This window comes from Streptomyces sp. NPDC038200, assembly GCF_055600785.1.
Window position 1 is genome coordinate 423,502 of sequence record NZ_JBVJYH010000004.1, and the last position, 21,002, is coordinate 444,503.

A 21,002-nucleotide genomic window follows, 5' to 3' on the forward strand; every position below is an offset into this window, starting at 1 on the left:
CGACTCGTACACCGCTCGTACGGGCAGCTCCACCTGGCGCAAAGGAAATCCGTCCATGACCCCTGGTTCGGGCCTCCAAGCAGGACTGAAGAACCGCCATCTTTCGATGATCGCGATCGGCGGTGTCATCGGAGCCGGCCTCTTTGTCGGTTCCAGTTCCGGTATCGCCACCGCGGGACCCGGCATCCTCTTGTCCTACGCGCTCGTCGGCACGCTCGTCGTGCTGGTGATGCGCATGCTCGGCGAAATGTCCGCCGCGAATCCGACCTCCGGCTCGTTCTCCGCGCACGCCGACCGTGCGCTCGGCCGCTGGGCAGGCTTCTCCATCGGCTGGCTGTACTGGTTCTTCTGGGTCGTCGTGCTCGCCGTCGAGGCGACCGCCGGCGCGAAGATCCTCGAAGGCTGGATCCCGGCCGTCCCGCAGTGGGGCTGGGCACTCATCGTGATGGTCGTGCTGACCGCGACCAACCTGGTCTCCGTCGGCTCCTACGGCGAGTTCGAGTTCTGGTTCGCCGGTATCAAGGTCGTGGCGATCGGCGCGTTCATCGTCGTCGGCGCGCTCGCCGTGTTCGGCGTGCTGCCGGGCGTGGACGCCGAGAAGGCGTCCTTCGGCAACCTCACCTCGCACGGCGGATTCCTGCCGCACGGTCCGGGCGCGATCCTCACCGGTGTGCTGCTGGTCGTCTTCTCCTTCATGGGCAGCGAGATCGCCACCCTGGCGGCCGGCGAGTCCGAGGACCCGCAGCGCGCGGTCACCAAGTCCACCAACAGCATCATCTGGCGTATCGGCGTCTTCTACCTGGGCTCGATCCTGATCGTGGTCGCGCTGCTGCCGTGGAACGACCCGGCCATCAAGAAGGACGGCTCCTACGTCGCCGCGCTGGACTCCCTGGGCATCGCGCACGCCGGTCAGATCATGAACTTCATCGTGCTGACCTCGGTGCTCTCCTGTCTGAACTCCGGCCTGTACACGGCTTCCCGCATGGCCTTCTCGCTCGGCGAGCGGGGCGACGCCCCGAAGGCGTTCGCGCGGGTCAACAGCCGGGGCGTGCCGATGGCCGCGATCCTCGCGTCGGTCGTGTTCGGCTTCGTCGCCGTCTTCTTCAACTACCTGTCCCCGGACAAGATCTTCCTCTTCCTCGTCAACTCCTCCGGCGCGGTGGCCCTCTTCGTGTGGCTGGTCATCTGCTTCTCGCAGCTGCGAATGCGGAAGATCCTCCAGCGCGAGGCGCCGGAGAAGCTCGTCGTGAAGATGTGGCTGTACCCGTACCTGACCTGGGCGACGGCCGCGATGATCGTGGGCGTCCTGGTCTACATGCTGTTCGACACCGAGCACGACGGCCGCGAGACCGTGCTGCTGTCGCTGCTGGTCGCCGCCGTCGTGCTGGTGATCGCCGTGGTCAAGGAGCGGATCCGGGCAGGCCGCCCGGCCCCCGCGGCCGAGGCCCCGGCCGACAAGGTGTCCGTCGGCTGATCCGGCCCGGACCGCACAAGGCCGCACGGCCCGACACCAGGTGTCGGGCCGTGCGGCCTTGTCGTGTGTGCCGGGGGGCGCCTAGCGCTTGCCGGCGAACTTCCAGGCGGCGGGCAGCGCGCCCATCGCCAGGGCGGCCTTGAGGGCGTCACCGATCAGGAACGGGGTGAGGCCGGCCGCGATCGCCGCGGACGCGGACATGTGGGCCGCCAGGGCCAGGTAGGGCACGCCCACCGCGTAGATGATCGCCTCGCCGAGGATCATCGCGCCGGCCATGCGCAGCGGGGAGCGGTCGGCGCCGCGGCGGGCCAGGGCGCCCACGGCCGCGGAGGCGAGCAGCATGCCGAGGATGTAGCCGAAGGAGACCATGCCCGCGCCGGAGGCGCCGCCCGCGAACCACGGCATGCCGGCCACGCCGGCGACCGCGTACAGGGCGAGGGAGAGGAAGCCGCGGCGGGCACCGAGGGCGGTGCCGACGAGCAGCGCGGCGAAGGTCTGGCCGGTCACCGGCACCGGGGAGCCGGGCACCGGCACCGACAGCTGGGCGGCGAGGCCGGTGAGCACGGCGCCGCCGACCACGAGGGCGGCGTCGCGGACGCGGCTGGCCGGGAGGAGGTCGGCGAGGACTGCGCCCGGGCGGGCGGTGGCGGTGGCGGTGCTCATGGTGACTCCGCGGGTGACGGGGACATGCTGGGACACCGTGACGCTATCCCAGGCCGCTCGGGCCGATCACCGTCAGCGCTCGACAAAGCACGGAACACGACCTTGGTGGGCTCCGGACAAAGAGAGCCGATTACACCGCCCCCGGCGTGACACTGATCACGGAGGCAGGGACGTTTCGCTCACTCGACGGCATGTCAGCGCACTGTGGAATCCCACCAAATGAATCCTGGTCGTCTGGTCGGATTCACCTTTCCTGCCCTACCCTTCCAGCCATGGCCGCCCAGTCCCGGTACCTCACCTCGCGTCGCTACGTCGACCTGCGACGCCAGGGCACGGCCACCTGTCGCCGTCCGGGATAGGGGCGGGCTCTCCGGCACGCCTCTCCTTCTCCGCTTCTCCGAGACGTGTCGACCCCGTTCCCGAGGACGGCCTCCATGCCCCGTACCGCGGTTCCCACCCTCGCCTCCCCCATCCCGCGTGCCGCCGACAGCGACCGGCGGCGCACCAGTGCCAGCGTCGTGCTGCGGTCCGTGCTGGAGCACGGGCCGGTGGCCCGCAGCACCATCGCCCGGCTGACCGGTCTGTCGCCCGCGTCGGTGACCGAGCACTGTGCCCGGCTCGCCGAGCGGGGCCTGATCCGGGAGTCGGCCGCGCCCCGCCGCTCGAACGGGGTCGGCCGGCCGCACGTCCCCGTCGACCTGGACGACGCCCGTTTCCTGGTCGCCGGGGTGCACGTGGCCGTGCCGTACACCACGGTCGCGCTGCTGGATCTGCGCGGCCGGGTGGTGGCCCGGCGGGAGCTGCGGCACGAACGGACGGAGCCCGGCCGGGTGCTGGCGCGGGCCGCCGAGGGGCTCGCGGGACTGCTCGCCGGGATGCCGGGCCGGCGTCCGCTGGGCGTCGGCGTGGCGGCGGGCGGCTGGGTGGACCGGGAGACCGGCACCGTGGTCGAGCACGAGCTGCTGGGCTGGCGGGAGGTGCCGGTGCGGGAGCTGCTCGGCGCCCTGACCGGTCTGCCGGTCCAGGTGGACGGGCACGCACGGGCGCTGGTGCACGGGGAGCGGCTGTTCGGGCGGGCCCGGGGCAGCCGCAGCGTGCTGCACCTGTTCGTGGGCAACGTGGTGGACGCCGCGTTCGCCACCCACGACGCGGTGCACTACGGGCCCCGGTCCGCGGCCGGCGCCATCGCCCATCTGCCCGTGCCGGGCGGCACCGAGGCGTGCGCGTGCGGCCGTACCGGCTGCCTCCAGGTGGAGTTGAGCGAGCGGACACTGTGCCGCCGGGCGCGGGCGGCCGGGGTGATCGACTCGGCCAACCCGATGCACGTGGTGGCCGCGGCGGCGGACGGGGACGCGGTGGCCCGGCGATTGCTGGTGGACCGGGCCCGGACGACCGGGCGGGCGGCCGGGCTGCTGCTGGACGTGCTCAACCCGGAGACGGTCGTGGTCACCGAGGTCGGTGTCATCCATTTCCCGGACTGCCTGGAGGCGTTGCGGGAGGCCGCCGGACACCGTCGCGCGGCGGCCGTGCTGCCGACGAGTTTCCCGGATTCCGTGCTGGCGGTGGCGGGTGGATCCGTCGTGCTGGACACTCTGTTCCGGGATCCGCTGGGCATGTCACCTGAGGCTATTTAATTCAGAAACTCGGAATGTTGACAGGCGGCGAGCATGGCCGGGAACATCCTGGTCATGGACCCGCTCACCAGCTGTCGCACTCTCTGTTGCTGACATATTGCCGCGCATGAAGCGCGTGTTTCCCGCTGTGTGAGTCTTTCTTCCTCCGGCCTTCTCCGCCGGAATTCCTGCTGCGTTTTCGCACTTTTCCCCTGGGAGTCCTCCCATGCACCGTCGTACCTTTCTCACCTCCGTGCTGGGCACGTCCGCAGCCGCTCTGGGCCTCGGCGGCTGCGCGAACGGAAGTGCCACCGCCGACACCAGCGGCGCCGCCGCCAAGCCCCTCGCCCACAAGGTCCCGTCCGGCACCAGCCTGAAGGTGGCCTCCTACCAGGGCGTGCAGCAGCTGCAGTTCAAGCTGGCGAAGCTGCCCGACCTGCCGTTCACGGTGTCGGACTGGCTGAACATCGGCGCCGGTCCGGACGTCATCAACGCCTTCCGCTCCAAGTCCCTCGATCTCGCCAACAACGCGGGCATCCCGCCGATCCAGGCGCACTACCAGGGCTTCGACGCGAAGATCGTGGCGATCGGCCTCACCCGCAAGCCCAACTACCTCTTCGCCACCAAGCCCGGCAGCGACATCCGCACGGTCGGCGACTTCAAGGGCAGGCGGCTCGCCTTCTCGCAGGGCCAGGCGCAGGGGGTCGTGCTGCTGCGGGCGCTGAAGCGGGCGGGCCTGAAGTACGACGACGTGACGCTGGTCCCGCTGACCAGCAACCAGTTCCTCACCGCGCTGCAGTCCGGGCAGGTCGACGTGGCCCCGCTCGCCAACAGCCAGGCGCCCGCGTACCTGAAGCAGTACGAGGCCAAGGGCGCCCACACCATCCCCACCGACGTCGTCGACCTGCTCAACCTGCTGTGGGCCCCGCAGTCGGTGCTCGCCGACCCCGCGAAGGCCGCCGCGGTCGCCGCCTACATCCCGCAGTGGGCCAAGGGCCAGGTCTGGCAGTACGAGCACCCGGACGTGTGGAACGAGGAGTTCTACGTCAAGACGCAGAACCTGACCCTCCAGCAGGCGCGGGGGATCACCGCCCTCGCCAACAAGCCGCTCTTCCCGCCCGGTTGGGGCGAGGCGATCAAGTGGGAGCAGGAGACCGCCGACCTGCTCGCCGAGGGCGGCTTCGTGAAGAAGTTCGACGTCTCCTCCCTCTTCGACCACCGCTTCGAGTCCATCGCCGCCAAGGCCGTACCGGCGGAGTACCGGAGGTGACCGCCGTGACCACGACCACCGTCGTCGCCAGCGCCGCCACCGCGGACCTCCCCCAGGTCCGCAGGCGCCGTCGCCTCTCCCCCGGCCGGCGGCTGCCCGCCGCCCGGCTCGCCGGACCGCTGCTGCTGATCGCCCTGTGGGCCGCCGCCTCGGCCGCCGACGCCCTGGACCCGGGGGCCATCCCGGCGCCGTGGACCGTCGTGCGGACCGCCGGCCATCTGTGGACCGACGGCACCCTGCCCACCGACGTCCTGACCTCCCTGGAACGGGCCGGCTACGGCTTCGTGATCGGGCTGGCCGCCGGAGTGCTGCTCGCCGTCGCCGCCGGCCTCAGCCGGACCGGGGAGGCGCTGATCGACGGGACCGTCCAGCTCAACCGGGCGATCCCCACCCTCGGCCTCATCCCGCTGTTCATCCTCTGGCTGGGCATCGGCGAGACCTTCAAGATCGCCATCATCGCGATCGTCGTCTACATACCGATCTATCTGAACACGCACGCCGCGCTGTCCGGCATCGACAGCCGCTTCGTGGAACTCGCCGAGGTGCAGGGCCTGTCGAGGTTCGCCTTCGTCCGCCAGGTGGTGATACCCGGCGCGCTGCCCGGATTCTTCGTGGGACTCCGGCTCGGTGTGACCGGCTCCTGGCTGGGCCTGGTGGTGCTGGAACAGATCAACGCCACCAGCGGACTCGGCTACATGATGTTCCAGGCGCAGAACTACGGCCAGACCGACGTCATCCTGGTCGGCCTGCTGATCTACGGCGTCTTCGGCCTGGTCTCCGACAGCGTGGTCCGTCTCGTCGAACGGAGGGTGCTGTCGTGGCGCCGCACCTTGAGCAACTGACCCGGCCCGCCGTCCGGCTGCGCGGCCTGACCCGGTCCTTCGAGGGCCGCACGGTCCTCGACGGCATCGATCTCGACCTGCCCGCCGGCCAGTTCACGGCCCTGCTCGGGCACAGCGGCTCGGGCAAGTCCACCCTGCTGCGGGCGGTGGCGGGCCTGGACCACGGGGTGGCCGGCGAGGGGCAGCTCACCGCGCCCGAGCGGGTGTCGGTCGTCTTCCAGGACTCGCGGCTGCTGCCCTGGCGCCGGGTGCTGGAGAACGTCCTGCTCGGCCTGGACGGCAAGGACGCCGAGGCGCGCGGCCGGGCCGCGCTGACGGAGGTGGGCCTGGGGGGCCGTGAGCGGGCCTGGCCGGGCGAGCTGTCCGGCGGCGAGGCCCAGCGGGCGGCGCTGGCCCGCTCCCTGGTCCGCGAGCCGGAACTGCTGCTGGCCGACGAGCCGTTCGGGGCGCTGGACGCGCTGACCCGGATCAAGATGCACAACCTGCTGCGCGAGCTGTGGGAGCGGCACCGGCCGTCCGTGCTGCTCGTCACCCACGACGTGGACGAGGCGATCGTGCTCGCCGACCGGGTCCTCGTCCTGGAGCGGGGCCGGATCGGCCTCGACCTGACCATCGACCGTCCCCACCCGCGCTCCTACCGGGAGCCGGTGCTGGGCGAATACCGGGAGCGGCTGCTGGCCGCGCTCGGTGTCACGGAGGATCACGCATGACCCGGCAGCTCCACCTCAACGCGTTCCTGATGAACACCGGCCACCACGAGGCGTCCTGGCGGCTCCCGGAGAGCGACCCGTACGCCCACGTGGCGCTGAGCCACTACGTCCGGCTGGCCCGGATCGCCGAGCGCGGCACCTTCGACTCGCTGTTCCTCGCCGACGGCCCCCAGCTGTGGGGCAACCTGGCGCAGCGGCCGGCCGGTGCCCTGGAGCCGCTCACCCTGCTGACCGCGCTGGCGACGGCCACCGAGCACATCGGCCTGATCGCGACCGCGTCCACGTCCTACAACTCCCCCTACAACCTGGCCCGCAGGTTCGCGTCGCTGGACATCGTCAGCGGGGGCCGGGCCGGCTGGAACATCGTCACCACCGCCGGTGCCGAGGCCGCCCGCAACTTCGGCCTGGACGCCGAGCCCGCGCACGCGGAGCGGTACGCCCGCGCCGCCGAGTTCCTGGACGTGGCGCTGAAGCTGTGGGACAGCTGGGAGGACGACGCGGTCGTCGCCGACAAGGCGGCCGGCGTCTGGGGCGACGACCGCAAGATCCACCCGCCCCGGCACAAGGGCCGCTTCTTCAGCGTGGCGGGCGCGCTCAACGTGCCCCGTACCCCGCAGGGCTATCCGCTCCTGGTCCAGGCGGGCTCCTCGGAGGACGGCAAGGTGTTCGCCGCCCGGTACGCGGAGGCGGTGTTCACCGCCCAGCAGACCCTCGCCGACGCGCAGGCCTTCTACGCCGACCTCAAGGCCCGTACGCGGGCGGCGGGCCGCGACCCCGGGCATCTCAAGGTGCTGCCCGGGATCGTGCCGGTGCTCGGGTCGACACAGGCCGAGGCGCTGGCCGCCGAGCGGCTGCTGGAGGACCACATCGTGTACGAGCACGGCGTGGGCCGCCTGGAGAGCCTGCTCCAGCTGGCACCCGGGACCCTGGAGCTGGACGCCGGGCTGCCCGCCGACCTGCCGCCCGAGTCCGCCGTCGAGGGCGCCAAGAGCCGTTACACGCTGATCGTGGAGCTGGCCCGGCGCGAGAAGCTCACCGTCCGGCAACTGATCGGCCGGCTCGGCGGCGGGCGCGGGCACCTCACCTTCGCCGGGACTCCCGAGCAGGTCGCCGACCAGATCGAGACGTGGTTCACGCAGGGAGCGGCCGACGGCTTCAACATCATGCCGGCCGTGCTGCCCTCCGGTCTGGACGCCTTCGTCGAGCACGTCGTACCGCTGCTGCGCGCCCGGGGTCTGCTGCGCACCGAGTACGGCCCGCGCCGGACCCTGCGGGAGCGCTACGGCCTGCCCCGCCCCGCCAACCAGTACCTGTCCCCCGCACCCGCCCCCGCGTTCGCCTGAAGGGAACCGCCATGTCCATCGAGATCACCAAGGTCACCGCACGGATCGGCGCCCGGGTCTCCGGCGTCGACATCTCCCGCCCGCTCGCGCCCGAGGAGGTCGCCGCGATCCGGGAGGCGCTCAACGCCCACAAGGCGCTCGTCTTCGACGACGTGCACCTCGACGACGCCGGCCAGCAGTCCTTCGCCCGCCACCTCGGCGACCTGACCACCGCCCACCCCACGGTCGGCGCGGTCGACGGCGCCCCGAACGTGCTGCCGGTGGACAGCGAGCGGGGCCGCGCCAACCACTGGCACACGGACGTCACCTTCGTCCTCAACCCGCCGCAGGCCAGCACCCTGCGCTCGCTGACCGTCCCGCCGTACGGCGGCGAGACCCTGATCGCCAACGAGGCCGCCGCCTACCGCGACCTGCCGGAACCGCTGCGCCGCCTGGCCGACAGCCTGTGGGCGGAGCACACGAACGACTACGACTACGCGGTGCCGGACGAGGAGATCGACGAGGAGAAGGCCGCCCAGCGGGCCCAGTTCACCTCGATCAAGTACCGCACCGCCCACCCGGTGGTCCGGGTCCACCCGCTGACCGGGGAGCGCGGGCTGTTCATCGGCGGGTTCGCGCAGCGGATCGTCGGCCTGTCGGCGGGCGAGTCCCGCAGGATCCTCGACCTGCTGCAGGCGTACGTCACCCGCCCGGAGAACATCCTGCGCCACCGCTGGTCGGAGAACCAGCTGGTCCTCTTCGACAACCGCATCACCCAGCACTACGCCATCGACAACTACGACGGTCTGCCGCGCCGCCTGCACCGGGTGACCGTCGCCGGTGACGTACCGGTCGGCATCGAGGGCAAGGAGAGCTACTCGATCGAGGGTGACGCCTCGCACTACACCTCCGTGGCCGCGTAACCGTATATTCACCCTTCGTACAGTGAGTGTCCGGATACTGGGCGGCCCCTTCGCGTGAGCGGACGGGCCGCCCAGACTGGCGGGGTTTTTGCCCGCCTCTTGCACGGGGAGAGCCGCCCTCATGCCCAGCAGCACCACCACGGAGACGCCGCCGCGACAGCGGACGGACGGCTCCCTCTCCCACGGCCTCAAGCAGCGCCATCTGTCGATGATCGCCCTCGGCGGGGTCATCGGCGCCGGTCTGTTCGTCGGTTCCGGAGCGGGTATAGCCGCCGCCGGGCCGTCCATCGTGATCGCCTACACCCTCTCCGGCCTCCTGGTGATGCTGGTGATGCGGATGCTCGGCGAGATGTCGGCCGCCTATCCGTCCTCGGGATCCTTCTCCGCCCACGCCGAGCGGGCGATCGGGCCGTGGGCGGGTTTCGCCGCCGGCTGGTCGTTCTGGGTGCTGCTGTGCACGGCGGTCGGCCTGGAGGGCATCGGCGCCGCGAAGATCGTCCAGGGCTGGGTGCCGGGCACCCCGCAGTGGATGTGGGTGGCCCTGTTCATGGTGGTGTTCTGCGGGGCGAACCTGGCCGCCGTGAAGAACTTCGGCGAGTTCGAGTTCTGGTTCGCCGCGCTGAAGGTCGGGGCGATCAGCCTCTTCCTGATCCTGGGCGTGCTGGCCATCGCGGGCGTGCTGCCCGGCACGGACTCCCCCGGCGCCTCGAACCTCTCCGACTTCATGCCGCACGGCAGCGAGGGCCTGCTCGTCGGTCTGCTCGCCTCGGTCTTCGCCTACGGCGGCCTGGAGACGGTCACCATCGCGGCGGCCGAGTCGGAGGACCCGGTGCGGGGCGTGGCGTCCGCCGTGCGCACGGCGATGTGGCGCATCGCGCTGTTCTACATCGGCTCGATGGCGGTCGTCGTCGCCCTCGTCCCCTGGGACTCCGCGGAGGTCGTGGAGAAGGGCCCGTACGTCGCCACGCTCGACCACCTCGACATCCCCGGCGCGGGCCAGCTGATGAACGTCGTGGTCCTGGTCGCCCTGCTGTCCGCGATGAACGCCAACATCTACGGCTCCTCGCGCATCGCCTTCTCGCTGGTCGAGCGCGGCCAGGGCCCGAAGGCACTGGCGAAGCTGTCCGGCGGGGTGCCCCGCGTCGCGGTGCTCACCTCGTGCTTCTTCGGGTTCGTCTGCGTGCTGCTCAGCTACTGGCGCCCCGACGACGTCTTCCCCTGGCTGCTGAACATGATCGGCGCGGTCATCCTGGTCGTGTGGATCTTCATCGCGGTCTCCCAGCTGCTGCTGCGCCGCCGCATCGAGCGCGAGGCCCCCGAGAAGCTGGTCGTCCGCATGTGGGCGTTCCCCTGGCTGACCTGGGTGGCGCTGGCCGGCATGGTCGCGATCTTCATCCTGATGGCCCGTGAGCCGGACACCCGGGTCCAGCTGTACTCGACGGGTGGGATGACCCTGGTCCTGGCCGCCGTGGGCTACGCCTGGCAGCGGGCCCGCGCCAGGCGCTGACCACCGCCCCCCCGGCGAGGCCCCCGCGTACGACACGTGGGGGCCTTTCTGTCGTCCCGGCACACTTGTTGCTAGCCTGTAGTTGCAAGTTACTTGCAATAAGGGTTCCCTCGCCGGTCTCGCACCCCGAGCGGCCCCCGGACGTCCTGCCTCGTGATCGTCTTCTCACCCTTCACGGCGGCAGGCGGATGAGAGAGAACCCCCGCGAGGACGTGACTCGCGGGGGTTTTCCACACCCCCCGGCTCCACCGATCGGCTGACACCGGGTTCAACCGAGCACCCGTGTCCCCGACCTGCCCCGGCCGACGAGGCTGCTGGGCATGAACACACTCACCGTGCGTGCGGCGCGCTGGAGCGCCCGGCACCCCTGGCGGGCCCTGGTCGGCTGGCTGCTGTTCGTGGCGCTGTGCCTGGGCGCCGGCGGCGCCGCGGGCAACCACAGCGCGAAGACGGCGGACTACCGGGTCGGCGAGGCCGGGCGGGCCGAGGCCCTGGCCGCCGACGGGCACCTCCAGCGCCTGTCCACCGAGCAGATCCTGATCTCGGCCCTCCCCCGCACCCGGCCCGGCTCCGGCGGGGAGACCCCCCGCGGTGCCCTGGACGACCGGGCCGCCGCCGCGGCCGCGCGGGAACTCACCACCCGGATGCGGCGGCTGCCCGAGGTCGCCCACGTGGCCGCCCCGGCCCGCTCCGCCGACGGCCGCGTCCTCATGGTCGAGGTCTCCGTCAAGGGCGAGGAACGGGACGCGAAGGACAAGGTCGACGCGCTGCTCGGACAGACCGCCGCCGTACAGAAGAACCACCCGGGGCTGCTCGTGCAGGAGACCGGCAGCCCCTCCATCAGCAAGGGGGTCGACGAGCAGCGCGGCGCCGACCTCGCCCTCTCCGAGAAGATCACGCTGCCGGTCACCCTGCTGACCCTGCTGGTGGTGTTCGGCTCGCTCACGATGGCCGCCGTGCCACTGCTCCTGGCACTGTCCTCGATCGCGGCGGCCGTCGGCCTGGCGATGCTCGCCTCGCACGTCACCCCGGACGCGGGCGTGGGCACCAACGTCATCCTGATGATCGGCCTCGCGGTCGGCGTCGACTACACGCTCTTCCACCTCAAGCGGGAACGCGAGGAACGCGCCCGCTCCGGCGGCCGGCTCGGCTCCGAGCAGCTGGTCGAACTGGCCGCGGCGACCTCCGGGCGGGCCGTGCTGGTCTCGGGGCTCGCGGTCGTCGCCTCCACCGCCACCCTGTATCTCGCCTCGGACGTCATCTTCTCCTCGCTCGCCACCGGCACCGTCGTGGTCGTCCTGGCCGCGGTGGCCAGCTCCCTCACGGCGCTGCCCGCCCTGCTGACCGTCCTGGGCAGGCGGGCCGAGCGGCGGGCGGCACGCGGGAAGCCCGCCCGGCGGATCCGGGGCGAGGGCGGCGGCCGGTTCTGGCCGGTGCTGCTGCGCCCCGCCGCCCGGCACCCGCTGGCCACCCTGTGCGTCTCACTCCTCGCCCTGCTCGCCCTGGCCCTGCCGCTGACCGGCCTGAACATCACGGAGATGAGCCGGGACACGCACTCCCGCGCGATCCCCGCCATGCGCGTCTACGACCGGCTCAACGACTCCTTCCCGGACCGGCGGGTCACTCATCAGGTCGTCGTGCGCGCCGACGCGGAACGATCCGGCGAGGTCACCGGGGAGCTGCGCGAGCTGGCCCGGCGCGCCGCCGGCGACCCGCTGTTCACCCGCTTCTCCCGGATCCGGACCTCCGCCGACCACCGCACCAGCACCCTGGAACTGCGGGTCCCCCACCTCGGCGACTCCCCGCGGGCCCACGACTCCCTGGACCGCCTGCGGCACGACTACCTGCCCGCCACCGTCGGCCGGATCGCCGGCGCCGAGTACGGCGTGACCGGCGACGTCGCCCGCTACCAGGACTATCCGGCCCACCAGAACGGCAAACTCCCCCTCGTCCTCGGCGCGTTGCTCCTCGTGACGTTCCTGATGACCCTGTACGCGTTCCGCTCCGTCGTCCTCGGCCTGCTCGGTGTCGCACTGAACCTGCTCTCGGCGGCGGCCGCGCTCGGACTGCTGGTTCTCGTCTTCCAGCACACCTGGGCCGAGGGGCTGCTGGACTTCCGGTCCACGGGGTCGATCGGCTCGCGGGTTCCGCTGTTCCTGTTCGTGATCCTCTTCGGGCTGTCGATGGACTACCAGGTGTTCGTGGTGAGCCGGATCCGGGAGGCGGTGTCGGCCGGCACGCCCACCCGGCAGGCGGTGCTGGAGGGGGTCCGGCGGTCGGCGAGCGTCGTGACCAGCGCGGCGGTGGTGATGACCACGGTGTTCGTGAGCTTCGTCTTCCTGCACATCATCGAGATGAAACAGATCGGGTTCGTGCTCGCGGCGGCGGTGCTGATCGACGCCTTCGTGGTGCGCGTTCTCGTCCTGCCGTCGGCGATGCTGCTGCTCGGCGCGGCGAGCTGGTGGCCGTCGCGGCCCGCCCGGACCCCGGAACCGGTCCCCGCCCACCGGCCGGCCCCCGTACGTTGACCCTCATGACCACTCTCGCCGGACCGACCGCCGACGCCTTCTGGGCGACGACACTGCGCCGCTGGAACGCCGTGTGCTGGGTGCTGTTCGCCGCGATGGCCGTCGGGATCACCGCGCTGGGCGAGGGCGGCGCCCGGTACGCGGCCCTCGCCCTGCTGGGCAGCGTGGCCCTGGGCTTCGCGGTCCTGCACCGCTTCCCGGCCAATCCCGTCGTACGGCCGCACGGATACCTCGCGGTGCTGGTGGTGGCCCTCGGCGGGCTCGCCTACCTGCGCACCAGCTACGCGGCCCTGTTCATGGTGACGCTGCCTCACTACTGGATGTTCGGACGGACACCGCGGATCTCGCTCGCGTTCCTCGGGCTGACCACCGCCGTGACCCTGCTGGGCAGCTGGGTGCGGCAGGGCTGGTCCGGGGAGTTCTTCGGAGAGACGGTCGTCGGCACGCTGATCGTGGTGGCGGTGGGGGTGCTGATCGGGCTGTGGGCGCGCGCGGTGGTCGAGCAGAGCAGCGAACGCGCGCGGCTCATCGAGGAGTTGCGGCGCACCCAGGCGGAGCTGTCGCAGGCACACCAGCGGCAGGGCGCGGCCGACGAGCGGGAGCGGATGGCCCGGGACATCCACGACACGCTCGCGCAGGGCTTCGCCTCCATCGTCGTCCTGGCCGAGGCGGCCCGGACCGGTCTGGCGACGGACCCCGAGCGCAGCGCCCGCCGGCTGCGCTCCATCGAGTCGACGGCCCGGGAGAACCTCGCCGAGGCCCGTGAGCTGGTCGCCTCGGGCGGGCAGGGGCAGCGTGCGGAGTCCGGTTCCGTGGCGCAGACCCTGCGCCGCATCCTGGACCGGTTCGCCGACGACACCGGTCTGACCGTGACGGCCGAGCTGGCCGACCTCGACTGCGACCAGCAGACCCGGATCGCGCTGCTGCGCTGCACCCAGGAGTCCCTGGCCAATGTGCGCAAGCACGCGCGGGCCTCGACGGTCGGGGTGGTCCTGGGCCGGCGGCCGTACGGGGTGGAGCTGGAGGTGACCGACGACGGCACCGGATTCGTGGTGGGCGCCTCGCCGGGCTTCGGACTGGACGGGATGCGCAGACGGCTCGCGGAGCTGGGCGGGCGGCTGACGGTGACCAGTTCGGTGGGCGACGGGACGCGGATCCTGGCGGTGGTGCCGGCATGAGCGGACAGACACTGCGGATCGTCGTGGTGGACGACCACACCGTGATGCGGGCCGGGGTGATCGCCCTGCTCGACGGCGAGACCGACATCGAGGTCGTCGGCGAGGCGGGCGACGGCCGCGCCGCCCTCGACCTGGTCGCCCGGCACGACCCGGACGTGGCGCTGGTGGATCTGCGCATGCCCGTGCTGGACGGGGTCGCGACGACCACCGAGATCGCCGCCCGGCATCCGCGCACCCGCGTACTGATCCTCACCACGTACGACACGGACGCCGACATCGAGCGGGGCGTGGAGGCGGGCGCCATCGGCTACCTGCTCAAGGACACCACCCGGGAGCAGCTGGCCGACGCGATCCGCTCGGCGGCGCGCGGCGAGACCGTGCTCGCCCCGCGCGTGGCGGAGAAGCTGGTCGCCCGGATGCGGCGCCCGGTGCAGGACCCGCTGACGGCACGGGAGACCGATGTGCTGAACGCGGTCGCGGACGGCCTCACCAACGCCGAGATCGGCCGCCGCCTCGTCATCACGGAGGCCACCGTCAAGACCCATCTGCTGCGCCTGTTCGCGAAGCTCGACGTCAACGACCGGACGCGGGCCGTGGTCGTGGCCCTGGACCGGGGCCTGCTGCGGCGGCCCTGACCGGCCCGGCCTCCCGCACTTCGCGACCGGACCTGTGAACTTCCCACGTCCCCTTGGGATTTCCCCACGATTTTCCCCGTGCGCGAGGGATTGACGGCCCTCCCGAGCCGTTACACGCTCTGTTGTCGAGTCGACTCGCACTGTTAACCCGCCCGACCCCACCGCCCCACCGACGGAGGTCACGGATGGACAGGCACGCGCACGACCGCCGGCGCTTCCTCGCGCTCACCGGGGCCCTCGCCGCCGCCCCGCTGCTCTCCGCCTGCGGCACCGGGTTCGGCGGCGACGACCGGGACGAGGGCGGCGGTTCGGCCGCGGACGACGTCACCGGCGCCTTCGACTGGAAGCGGGAGAAGGGCAGCACCGTCAAGGCCCTGCTGAACAAGCACCCGTACACCGACGCCCTGATCGCGGACCTGAAGTCGTTCACCGAGAAGACCGGCATCGAGGTGACGTACGACGTCTTCCCCGAGGACAACTACTTCGACAAGCTCACCGTCGACCTGGCCGGCGGCCGCGCCTCCTACGACGTCTTCATGCTCGGCGCCTACATGGTGTGGCAGTACGGCCCGCCGGGCTGGCTGGAGGACCTGGGCCCCTGGATGCGCAACTCCTCGGCCACCGGCGCCGAATGGGACCAGGAGGACTTCTTCCCCAATCTGCTGCGGGCCGACCAGTGGTCGCTGAAGGCGGGCGCGCCGCTGGGCCGGGGCGGGCAGTACGCGCTGCCGTGGGGCTGGGAGACCAACGTGGTCGCCTACAACACCGAGGTGTTCCGCACCCTGGGGCTCAAGCCGGCCGAGTCGTTCGAGGAGCTGCGCGAGCTGGCCGGGGTGATCAAGAAGAAGGCGCCCGCCGCCGGGTTCGACGGGATGTACGGGATCGCCGTGCGCGGTTCGCGCAGCTGGGCCACCATCCACCCGGGGTTCATGACGATGTACGCCCGCAACGGGCTGCACGACTTCACGGTCGAGGACGGCAAGCTCACCCCCGCGATGAACTCCCCGGAGGCGGTCGCGTTCACCGAGGACTGGGCGGACATGGTCCGGCGGGGCGGGCCCCCGTCCTGGACGTCGTACACCTGGTACCAGTGCTCCGGCGATCTCGGCGCGCGCAAGGCCGGGATGCTGTTCGACGCCGACACCGCCGCCTACTTCCAGGCGGTGAAGGGGGCGAGCCCCGCCTCCGGGAAGATCGCCTTCCATCCGGGGCCGAAGGGACCGGACGGCTCGCTCGCCACCAACATGTGGATCTGGTCGCTCGGCATGAACGCTCGGAGCCGGCGCAAGAGCGCCGCCTGGCTGTTCCTGCAGTGGGCCACGGGCAAGGAGCATCTGCGCCGGGCCGCCCTCACGGACGACCACATCGACCCGGTGCGCAAGTCGGTCGGCCGGGACGGCGCCTACCAGGACAAGATGCGGCACCTGCCGGGGTTCCTCGAGACCTTCGAGACGGTCGTGGACCAGACGAGGATCCAGTTCACCCCGCAGGCCCAGTTCTTCGACGCCACCACCAGCTGGGCGGCGGCGCTCCAGGAGATCTACGGCGGGAAGAGCGCGAAGTCCGTGCTGGACGGGCTGGCGGACGACCTGTCGTCGAAGGTCGGCTGATGCGGGCGCGCCCGGCGCTGCGGCCGTATCTGCTGGTCCTCCCGGCGCTGCTGCTGACCTGCGGGATCCTCTACCCGTTCGGACTCGGCCTGTACTACACGCTGTTCGACTTCTCGGCGGCCAAGCCGCAGCCGGACATGGTCCGGCTGCACAACTACGAGACGGTCCTCACCCAGGACGCCTTCTGGAACTCGGCCTGGGTGACCGTGCTGTACGCGGTCGGCGCGGCCGGCGTGGAGACCGTGCTCGGGGTCGCCGTGGCCCTGTTGCTGCACCGCTCGTCCCTGGTGGGCCGGGTGCTGGAGAAGATCCTGATCCTGCCGCTGATGATCGCCCCGGTGATCGCGGCGATCATGTGGAAGCTGATGCTCCAGCCGTCGGTGGGCGTGATCAACCACCTGCTGGAGCCGTTCGGGCTCGGCGGGGTCCAGTGGACGGACACCCCGACGGGCGCGCTGCTGTCGTCGATCGCCGTGGACGTGTGGGTGTACACCCCGTTCGTGGCGATCCTCGCCCTGGCCGGACTGCGGTCGCTGCCCCTCTCCCCGTTCGAGGCGGCGCAGGTGGACGGCGCCGGCCGGTGGTACACCTTCCGGCGGCTGACCCTGCCCATGCTGTGGCCGTACGTGATGGTGGCGGTGATCTTCCGGTTCATGGACTCGCTGAAGGTCTTCGACATCATCTACGCGCTGACCGAGGGCGGACCGGGCGACTCCACCGTGGTGCTGCAGATCCGCGCCTACCTGGAGGCGATCCGGTTCCAGCGGTACTCCTTCGGGATCAGCTACACGATCGTGCTGTGGGCCGTGGTGTACCTGGCCGCGACGGTGCTGGTCCGGCATCTGGGGCGGATCCAGCGGAAGGCGGCGGAGGTGTCCGCATGAGGAAGCGGCTGTGGGGGTGGCTGGCGGACGCCGCCCTGCTCCTGTACTTCGTCTTCGCCCTGTTCCCGGTCGCCTGGATGCTGATCCTGTCCCTGAAACCGGCCGACCAGCTCTTCAGCACCTACTTCTCGTTCACCCCGACCCTGGACGCCTACCGCACGGTGCTCGGCGACAGCGAGGGCATCCCGTTCGTCCGCTTCTTCGTCAACAGCCTGGTGGTGTCGCTGGGCGCGGTCGCGCTGTCGCTGGTGGTCGGCCTGCCCGCCGCCTACGCCTCGGCGCGCCGGCGGTTCAAGGGCTCGGACCACCTGATGTTCACGCTGCTGTCGTTCCGGTTCGCCCCCGAACTCACGGTGATCATCCCGTTGTTCGTGCTGTACCAGAAGCTGGGCCTGTTCGACACCTACGCCGGCATGGTGTGGGTGCTGCAACTGGTCACCCTGCCGCTGGTGGTGTGGATCATGCGGTCGTACTTCGCCGATCTGACCCCGGAGCTGGAGCAGGCGGCCCTGCTCGACGGGTACACGCGCAGACAGGCGTTCTTCAAGGTGGCCCTGCCGCTGGTCAGGCCGGGCATCGCGGCCGTGTCGCTGCTGGCGTTCATCTTCGCCTGGAACAACTTCGTCTTCCCGCTGATCCTCACCTCCCACGAGGCCCAGACGGTGACCGTGGGCGCCCTGTCCTTCCTCGGCGGCGACCGGCCCAAGTACCACCTCACGGCCGCCGCGGCGCTGATCTCCGTCGTCCCGCCGCTGCTGCTCGCGCTGACCATCCAGCGGTATCTGGTGCGCGGGCTGTCGTTCGGGGCGGTGAAGTCGTGAGCATCGCGCTGCGGGGCGTGCGCAAGACGTACGGCCGGACGACCGCCCTGGACGGACTCGACCTCGACGTCCGCGACGGGGAGTTCTTCTGTCTGCTCGGACCGTCGGGGGCCGGCAAGACGACCACGCTGAAGACGGTCGCCGGGCTGGAGCGGCCCGAGGCCGGCACGATCGAGATCGACGGCCGGGACATGCGGGACGTGGAGCCCTACGACCGGGGCGTGGCCATGTGCTTCGAGAGCTACGCGCTGTATCCGCACCGGTCGGTGTACGACAACCTGGTCTCCCCGCTGCGCTCCCCGCGCCACCGGCTGCCCGCCGCCGAGGCCAGGGACCGGGTCGCCGCCGTCGCCGGACTCCTCGGGATCGGTGATCTGCTGGACCGGATGCCCGGCCGGCTGTCCAACGGGCAGCGGCAGCGGGTCGCGCTCGGCCGGGTGCTGGTCCGCCCGGCCCGCGCCTTCCTGCTGGACGAGCCGCTGTCCCACCTGGACGCCAAGCTGCGCCAGCAGATGCGGGCCGAGCTGAAGGCGATCGGAGCCGTCCGGCGCACGACCACCCTGTACGTCACCCACGACTCCGTGGAGGCGCTGGCGCTCGGCGACCGGATCGGGGTGATCCGGGACGGGCGGCTCGTGCAGACCGGCACCCGCGAGGACATCTGGTACCGGCCGTACGACACCGAGGTCGCGCGGGCCTTCGGGCGGCCCCGGATCAATCTGCTGCCGGGCACGGTGACCGAGGCCGGGCGCTTCCGGTCCGCGGACGGGGCGTTCGAGCTGCCGCTGCCCGTGAAGGCCGCCGCGGGCACCGAGGTGCTGGCCGGCGTACGGCCCCGGGACGTGTCGCTGACCGGCGACGGGCACCGGCTCGCCGGGACGGTGTACGTCACCGAGGTGCTGGGCCGGTCCGTGGAGGTGACCGTGCGGATCGGCGCGCAGGTCCTGTCGCTCGTCGCCGACCGCGGCGAGGTGGCCGGACTGCGTCCCGACGACCCGGTCCGCCCGGCCGTCCGGCCCGAGAACCTGCTGCTGTTCGAGGCCGACCGGCCGCACGGCCCGGGACGACGGATAGGGCGGCGATGAGCGGCACCGGTGCGCAGCGGGGACCCGCGGCCCGGCAGGCCGCCATGGCCGGACTCGTCCTCGCCGAGGGTTCGGCGACCGCGGCGGAGCTGGCCGAGCGGTTCGGGGTGAGCCTGATGACCATCCACCGGGACCTGGACGAACTCGAACGGCAGGGCATCGTACGGAAGTTCCGGGGCGGGGTGACCGCGCAGCCGTCCGGGGTGTTCGAGTCGAACGTGCAGTACCGGCTGAAGACCATGCGCCCGCAGAAGGCCGCGCTCGCCGAGCGGGCGCTGAAGTCGATCGAGCCCGGCATGGCGGTCCTGCTGGACGACTCCACCTCCACGCTGGCGATAGCGCGCAGGCTGCGCCTCGGCGAGATCACCCCGCTCACCGTCGTCACCAACTTCCTGGAGGCGATCAACCTGCTCGCCGACCAGCGGGGCATCCATCTGATGGCGCTCGGCGGCGACTACGACCCGCTGCACTGCTCCTTCCTCGGGGTGTCCTGCGTGGAGGCCGTCGGACAACTCCGCGTCGACGTGGGCTTCGTGTCCACCTCGGGCGTGCACGGCGGCTACGCCTACCACCAGGAGCAGCACATCGTCTCCGTGAAGCGGGCGATGCTCGGCATCGCCGCGCGCAACGTGCTGCTGGCCGACCACACCAAGCTGGGCCGGGTCGCCCTGCACCGGGTGGCCCCCCTGTCCCGCTTCGACCTGCTGCTGGTGGACGACGGAGCCTCTCCCCGGGCGCTGCGCGACCTGGACGAGCACAAGGTGCGCTACGAGGTGTGCGTCACCGATCCGAGGGAGGGCGATGACCGCGCTGGAACTGCGTGAGCTGCGCAAGACCTACCGTTCGCGGGGCCGGCCGGCGGTGGAGGCGGTCCGCGGGCTCGACCTGAGCCTGGCGTCCGGCGAACTGCTGGGGCTGCTGGGCCCCTCGGGCTGCGGGAAGTCCACCACCCTGCGGATGATCGCGGGCCTGGAGCCGGTGACCGGCGGGGACATCCTGGTCGGCGGTGCCTCGGTGGTGGACCGGCCGGCGCGGCGGCGGAACATCGGGGTCGCCTTCGAGAACTACGCGCTGTACCCGCCGCTGACGGTCGCGGAGAACCTGGCGTTCGGGCTGAAGGCCCGCCGCGGCGCCCGCCCGGGGGACGTCTCCCGCAAGGTCGCCGAGATCGCCGAACGGGTCGGTCTCACCGACGTCCTGGGCGCCCGCCCGGCCGGACTGTCCAGCGGGCAGAAACAGCGGGTCTCGCTGGCCCGCGCCCTGATCCGGGAGCCGGACGTGCTCCTGCTCGACGAACCGCTGTCCCATCTGGACGCGGCCCAGCGCGACTCCACCCGCCGGGAACTCAAGCGCATCCAGCGGGACGCCGGCCACACCACGATCCTCGTCACGCACGACCAGGAGGAGGCCCTGTCCCTCGCCGACCGGATCGCCGTGATGCGGGACGGCGTGATCCAGCAGCTCGGCACCCCGTACGAGATCTACGACCACCCCGCCAGCTCCTTCGTGGCCGACTTCGTCGGGGAGCCCGCGATCAACCTGCTGCCCGGCGTGGCCGGCGCCGACGGCCGTGCCCGGCTGTCCGCCGGGGTGCGGATCCCGCTGCCCGTGCCGGTGCCGGAGGGCCGGCCGGTGGTGGTCGGCATCCGCCCCGAGGACCTGCGCCTCACCGGCGCCGACGGCATTCCCGCGCGGGTCGTCGCCCACGAGCCGCTGCTGGAGTCCGGCATCGCCACCCTCGCCCTCGACGGGGTGGAGCGGCATCTGGTGGTCCTCACCGGGCCGGAGGTGCGGCTCGCCCACGACGACCGGGTCGGGGTGGCGGCCGGGCTCACCCATGTCTTCGACGCCGGGACGGGAGACTCCCTGCGATGACCTCCCGTGCCGCACGGGTGGTGGTGGCCGCCGGCGGCACGCGCACGGGCCCGGCATCCGGC

18 protein-coding genes are annotated in these 21,002 nt (G+C 71.7%); 17 read left to right on the forward strand and 1 reads right to left on the reverse strand.

Annotation, left to right across the window (positions count from 1 at the left end; genetic code table 11):
* The first annotated feature begins 55 nt into the window (after positions 1–55).
* Positions 56–1,474: an amino acid permease gene (locus tag ACZ7KF_RS11705; protein ID WP_471071915.1), complete on the forward strand. Its 1,419-nt coding sequence runs from the start codon at positions 56–58 to the stop codon at positions 1,472–1,474.
* 81 nt (positions 1,475–1,555) lie between these two features.
* Here ACZ7KF_RS11705 and ACZ7KF_RS11710 read toward each other — a convergent pair whose 3' ends face one another.
* Positions 1,556–2,137, reverse strand: a complete 582-nt coding sequence (locus tag ACZ7KF_RS11710) for a biotin transporter BioY (protein ID WP_471071918.1) — start codon at positions 2,135–2,137, stop codon at positions 1,556–1,558.
* Between the two features lie 434 nt (positions 2,138–2,571).
* On the opposite strand from ACZ7KF_RS11710, the gene ACZ7KF_RS11715 reads away from it, so the two are divergent.
* From ACZ7KF_RS11715 to ACZ7KF_RS11790, 16 genes are all read left to right on the forward strand, one after another.
* Positions 2,572–3,771 carry an ROK family protein gene (locus ACZ7KF_RS11715; RefSeq protein ID WP_471071921.1) on the forward strand — a complete coding sequence of 400 codons (1,200 nt, stop codon included), beginning with the start codon at positions 2,572–2,574 and terminating at the stop codon, positions 3,769–3,771.
* A gap of 205 nt (positions 3,772–3,976) precedes the next feature.
* Positions 3,977–5,020, forward strand: coding sequence for an ABC transporter substrate-binding protein (locus ACZ7KF_RS11720; RefSeq protein WP_471071924.1), 1,044 nt, complete (start codon positions 3,977–3,979; stop codon positions 5,018–5,020).
* Complete coding sequence (locus ACZ7KF_RS11725; RefSeq protein ID WP_471071927.1) at positions 5,017–5,862, forward strand: ABC transporter permease; 846 nt, start codon at positions 5,017–5,019, stop codon at positions 5,860–5,862. The genes ACZ7KF_RS11720 and ACZ7KF_RS11725 overlap by 4 nt, the downstream gene beginning before the upstream one ends.
* Positions 5,838–6,572 carry an ABC transporter ATP-binding protein gene (locus ACZ7KF_RS11730; protein WP_471071930.1) on the forward strand — a complete coding sequence of 245 codons (735 nt, stop codon included), beginning with the start codon at positions 5,838–5,840 and terminating at the stop codon, positions 6,570–6,572. The genes ACZ7KF_RS11725 and ACZ7KF_RS11730 overlap by 25 nt, the downstream gene beginning before the upstream one ends.
* On the forward strand, positions 6,569–7,915 hold the full coding sequence (locus ACZ7KF_RS11735) for an LLM class flavin-dependent oxidoreductase (protein WP_471071933.1): 1,347 nt from the start codon (positions 6,569–6,571) through the stop codon (positions 7,913–7,915). The genes ACZ7KF_RS11730 and ACZ7KF_RS11735 overlap by 4 nt, the downstream gene beginning before the upstream one ends.
* Positions 7,916–7,926: 11 nt before the next feature.
* The gene (locus ACZ7KF_RS11740) at positions 7,927–8,817 is read left to right on the forward strand and encodes a TauD/TfdA dioxygenase family protein (RefSeq protein WP_471071936.1); all 891 of its coding nucleotides are present in this window, start codon (positions 7,927–7,929) and stop codon (positions 8,815–8,817) included.
* A gap of 121 nt (positions 8,818–8,938) precedes the next feature.
* Positions 8,939–10,324 (forward strand): amino acid permease, encoded by a 1,386-nt coding sequence (locus ACZ7KF_RS11745; protein ID WP_471071939.1) that lies wholly within the window; start codon positions 8,939–8,941, stop codon positions 10,322–10,324.
* Between the two features lie 320 nt (positions 10,325–10,644).
* A complete protein-coding gene (locus ACZ7KF_RS11750) occupies positions 10,645–12,852 on the forward strand; it encodes an MMPL family transporter (protein ID WP_471071942.1) in 2,208 nt (735 codons plus the stop codon).
* A 5-nt stretch (positions 12,853–12,857) separates the two neighbouring features.
* Positions 12,858–14,030 carry a sensor histidine kinase gene (locus ACZ7KF_RS11755; protein WP_471071945.1) on the forward strand — a complete coding sequence of 391 codons (1,173 nt, stop codon included), beginning with the start codon at positions 12,858–12,860 and terminating at the stop codon, positions 14,028–14,030.
* Positions 14,027–14,665, forward strand: a complete 639-nt coding sequence (locus ACZ7KF_RS11760) for a response regulator (protein ID WP_471071948.1) — start codon at positions 14,027–14,029, stop codon at positions 14,663–14,665. Before ACZ7KF_RS11755 ends, ACZ7KF_RS11760 begins: the two co-directional genes overlap by 4 nt.
* A 185-nt stretch (positions 14,666–14,850) precedes the next feature.
* Positions 14,851–16,275: an ABC transporter substrate-binding protein gene (locus ACZ7KF_RS11765; RefSeq protein ID WP_471071951.1), complete on the forward strand. Its 1,425-nt coding sequence runs from the start codon at positions 14,851–14,853 to the stop codon at positions 16,273–16,275.
* A complete protein-coding gene (locus ACZ7KF_RS11770; protein ID WP_471071954.1) occupies positions 16,275–17,159 on the forward strand; it encodes a carbohydrate ABC transporter permease in 885 nt (294 codons plus the stop codon). The genes ACZ7KF_RS11765 and ACZ7KF_RS11770 overlap by 1 nt, the downstream gene beginning before the upstream one ends.
* Positions 17,156–17,980 (forward strand): carbohydrate ABC transporter permease, encoded by an 825-nt coding sequence (locus tag ACZ7KF_RS11775; RefSeq protein WP_471071957.1) that lies wholly within the window; start codon positions 17,156–17,158, stop codon positions 17,978–17,980. Before ACZ7KF_RS11770 ends, ACZ7KF_RS11775 begins: the two co-directional genes overlap by 4 nt.
* Positions 17,977–19,065: an ABC transporter ATP-binding protein gene (locus ACZ7KF_RS11780; RefSeq protein ID WP_471071960.1), complete on the forward strand. Its 1,089-nt coding sequence runs from the start codon at positions 17,977–17,979 to the stop codon at positions 19,063–19,065. Before ACZ7KF_RS11775 ends, ACZ7KF_RS11780 begins: the two co-directional genes overlap by 4 nt.
* On the forward strand, positions 19,062–19,889 hold the full coding sequence (locus ACZ7KF_RS11785) for a DeoR/GlpR family DNA-binding transcription regulator (protein WP_471071963.1): 828 nt from the start codon (positions 19,062–19,064) through the stop codon (positions 19,887–19,889). The genes ACZ7KF_RS11780 and ACZ7KF_RS11785 overlap by 4 nt, the downstream gene beginning before the upstream one ends.
* Positions 19,867–20,940 (forward strand): ABC transporter ATP-binding protein, encoded by a 1,074-nt coding sequence (locus tag ACZ7KF_RS11790; RefSeq protein ID WP_471071966.1) that lies wholly within the window; start codon positions 19,867–19,869, stop codon positions 20,938–20,940. Before ACZ7KF_RS11785 ends, ACZ7KF_RS11790 begins: the two co-directional genes overlap by 23 nt.
* Positions 20,941–21,002 lie beyond the last annotated feature (62 nt).

What these genes read in the sequence shown, in the direction of transcription:
- ACZ7KF_RS11705 (WP_471071915.1), top strand. Translation starts at nt 56, where the DNA reads ATGACCCCTGGTTCGGGCCTCCAAGCAGGACTGAAGAACCGCCATCTT.
- ACZ7KF_RS11710 (WP_471071918.1), bottom strand. Translation starts at nt 2,137, where the DNA reads ATGAGCACCGCCACCGCCACCGCCCGCCCGGGCGCAGTCCTCGCCGAC.
- ACZ7KF_RS11715 (WP_471071921.1), top strand. Translation starts at nt 2,572, where the DNA reads ATGCCCCGTACCGCGGTTCCCACCCTCGCCTCCCCCATCCCGCGTGCC.
- ACZ7KF_RS11720 (WP_471071924.1), top strand. Translation starts at nt 3,977, where the DNA reads ATGCACCGTCGTACCTTTCTCACCTCCGTGCTGGGCACGTCCGCAGCC.
- ACZ7KF_RS11735 (WP_471071933.1), top strand. Translation starts at nt 6,569, where the DNA reads ATGACCCGGCAGCTCCACCTCAACGCGTTCCTGATGAACACCGGCCAC.
- ACZ7KF_RS11740 (WP_471071936.1), top strand. Translation starts at nt 7,927, where the DNA reads ATGTCCATCGAGATCACCAAGGTCACCGCACGGATCGGCGCCCGGGTC.
- ACZ7KF_RS11745 (WP_471071939.1), top strand. Translation starts at nt 8,939, where the DNA reads ATGCCCAGCAGCACCACCACGGAGACGCCGCCGCGACAGCGGACGGAC.
- ACZ7KF_RS11750 (WP_471071942.1), top strand. Translation starts at nt 10,645, where the DNA reads ATGAACACACTCACCGTGCGTGCGGCGCGCTGGAGCGCCCGGCACCCC.
- ACZ7KF_RS11755 (WP_471071945.1), top strand. Translation starts at nt 12,858, where the DNA reads ATGACCACTCTCGCCGGACCGACCGCCGACGCCTTCTGGGCGACGACA.
- ACZ7KF_RS11760 (WP_471071948.1), top strand. Translation starts at nt 14,027, where the DNA reads ATGAGCGGACAGACACTGCGGATCGTCGTGGTGGACGACCACACCGTG.
- ACZ7KF_RS11765 (WP_471071951.1), top strand. Translation starts at nt 14,851, where the DNA reads ATGGACAGGCACGCGCACGACCGCCGGCGCTTCCTCGCGCTCACCGGG.
- ACZ7KF_RS11770 (WP_471071954.1), top strand. Translation starts at nt 16,275, where the DNA reads ATGCGGGCGCGCCCGGCGCTGCGGCCGTATCTGCTGGTCCTCCCGGCG.
- ACZ7KF_RS11775 (WP_471071957.1), top strand. Translation starts at nt 17,156, where the DNA reads ATGAGGAAGCGGCTGTGGGGGTGGCTGGCGGACGCCGCCCTGCTCCTG.
- ACZ7KF_RS11785 (WP_471071963.1), top strand. Translation starts at nt 19,062, where the DNA reads ATGAGCGGCACCGGTGCGCAGCGGGGACCCGCGGCCCGGCAGGCCGCC.
- ACZ7KF_RS11790 (WP_471071966.1), top strand. Translation starts at nt 19,867, where the DNA reads ATGACCGCGCTGGAACTGCGTGAGCTGCGCAAGACCTACCGTTCGCGG.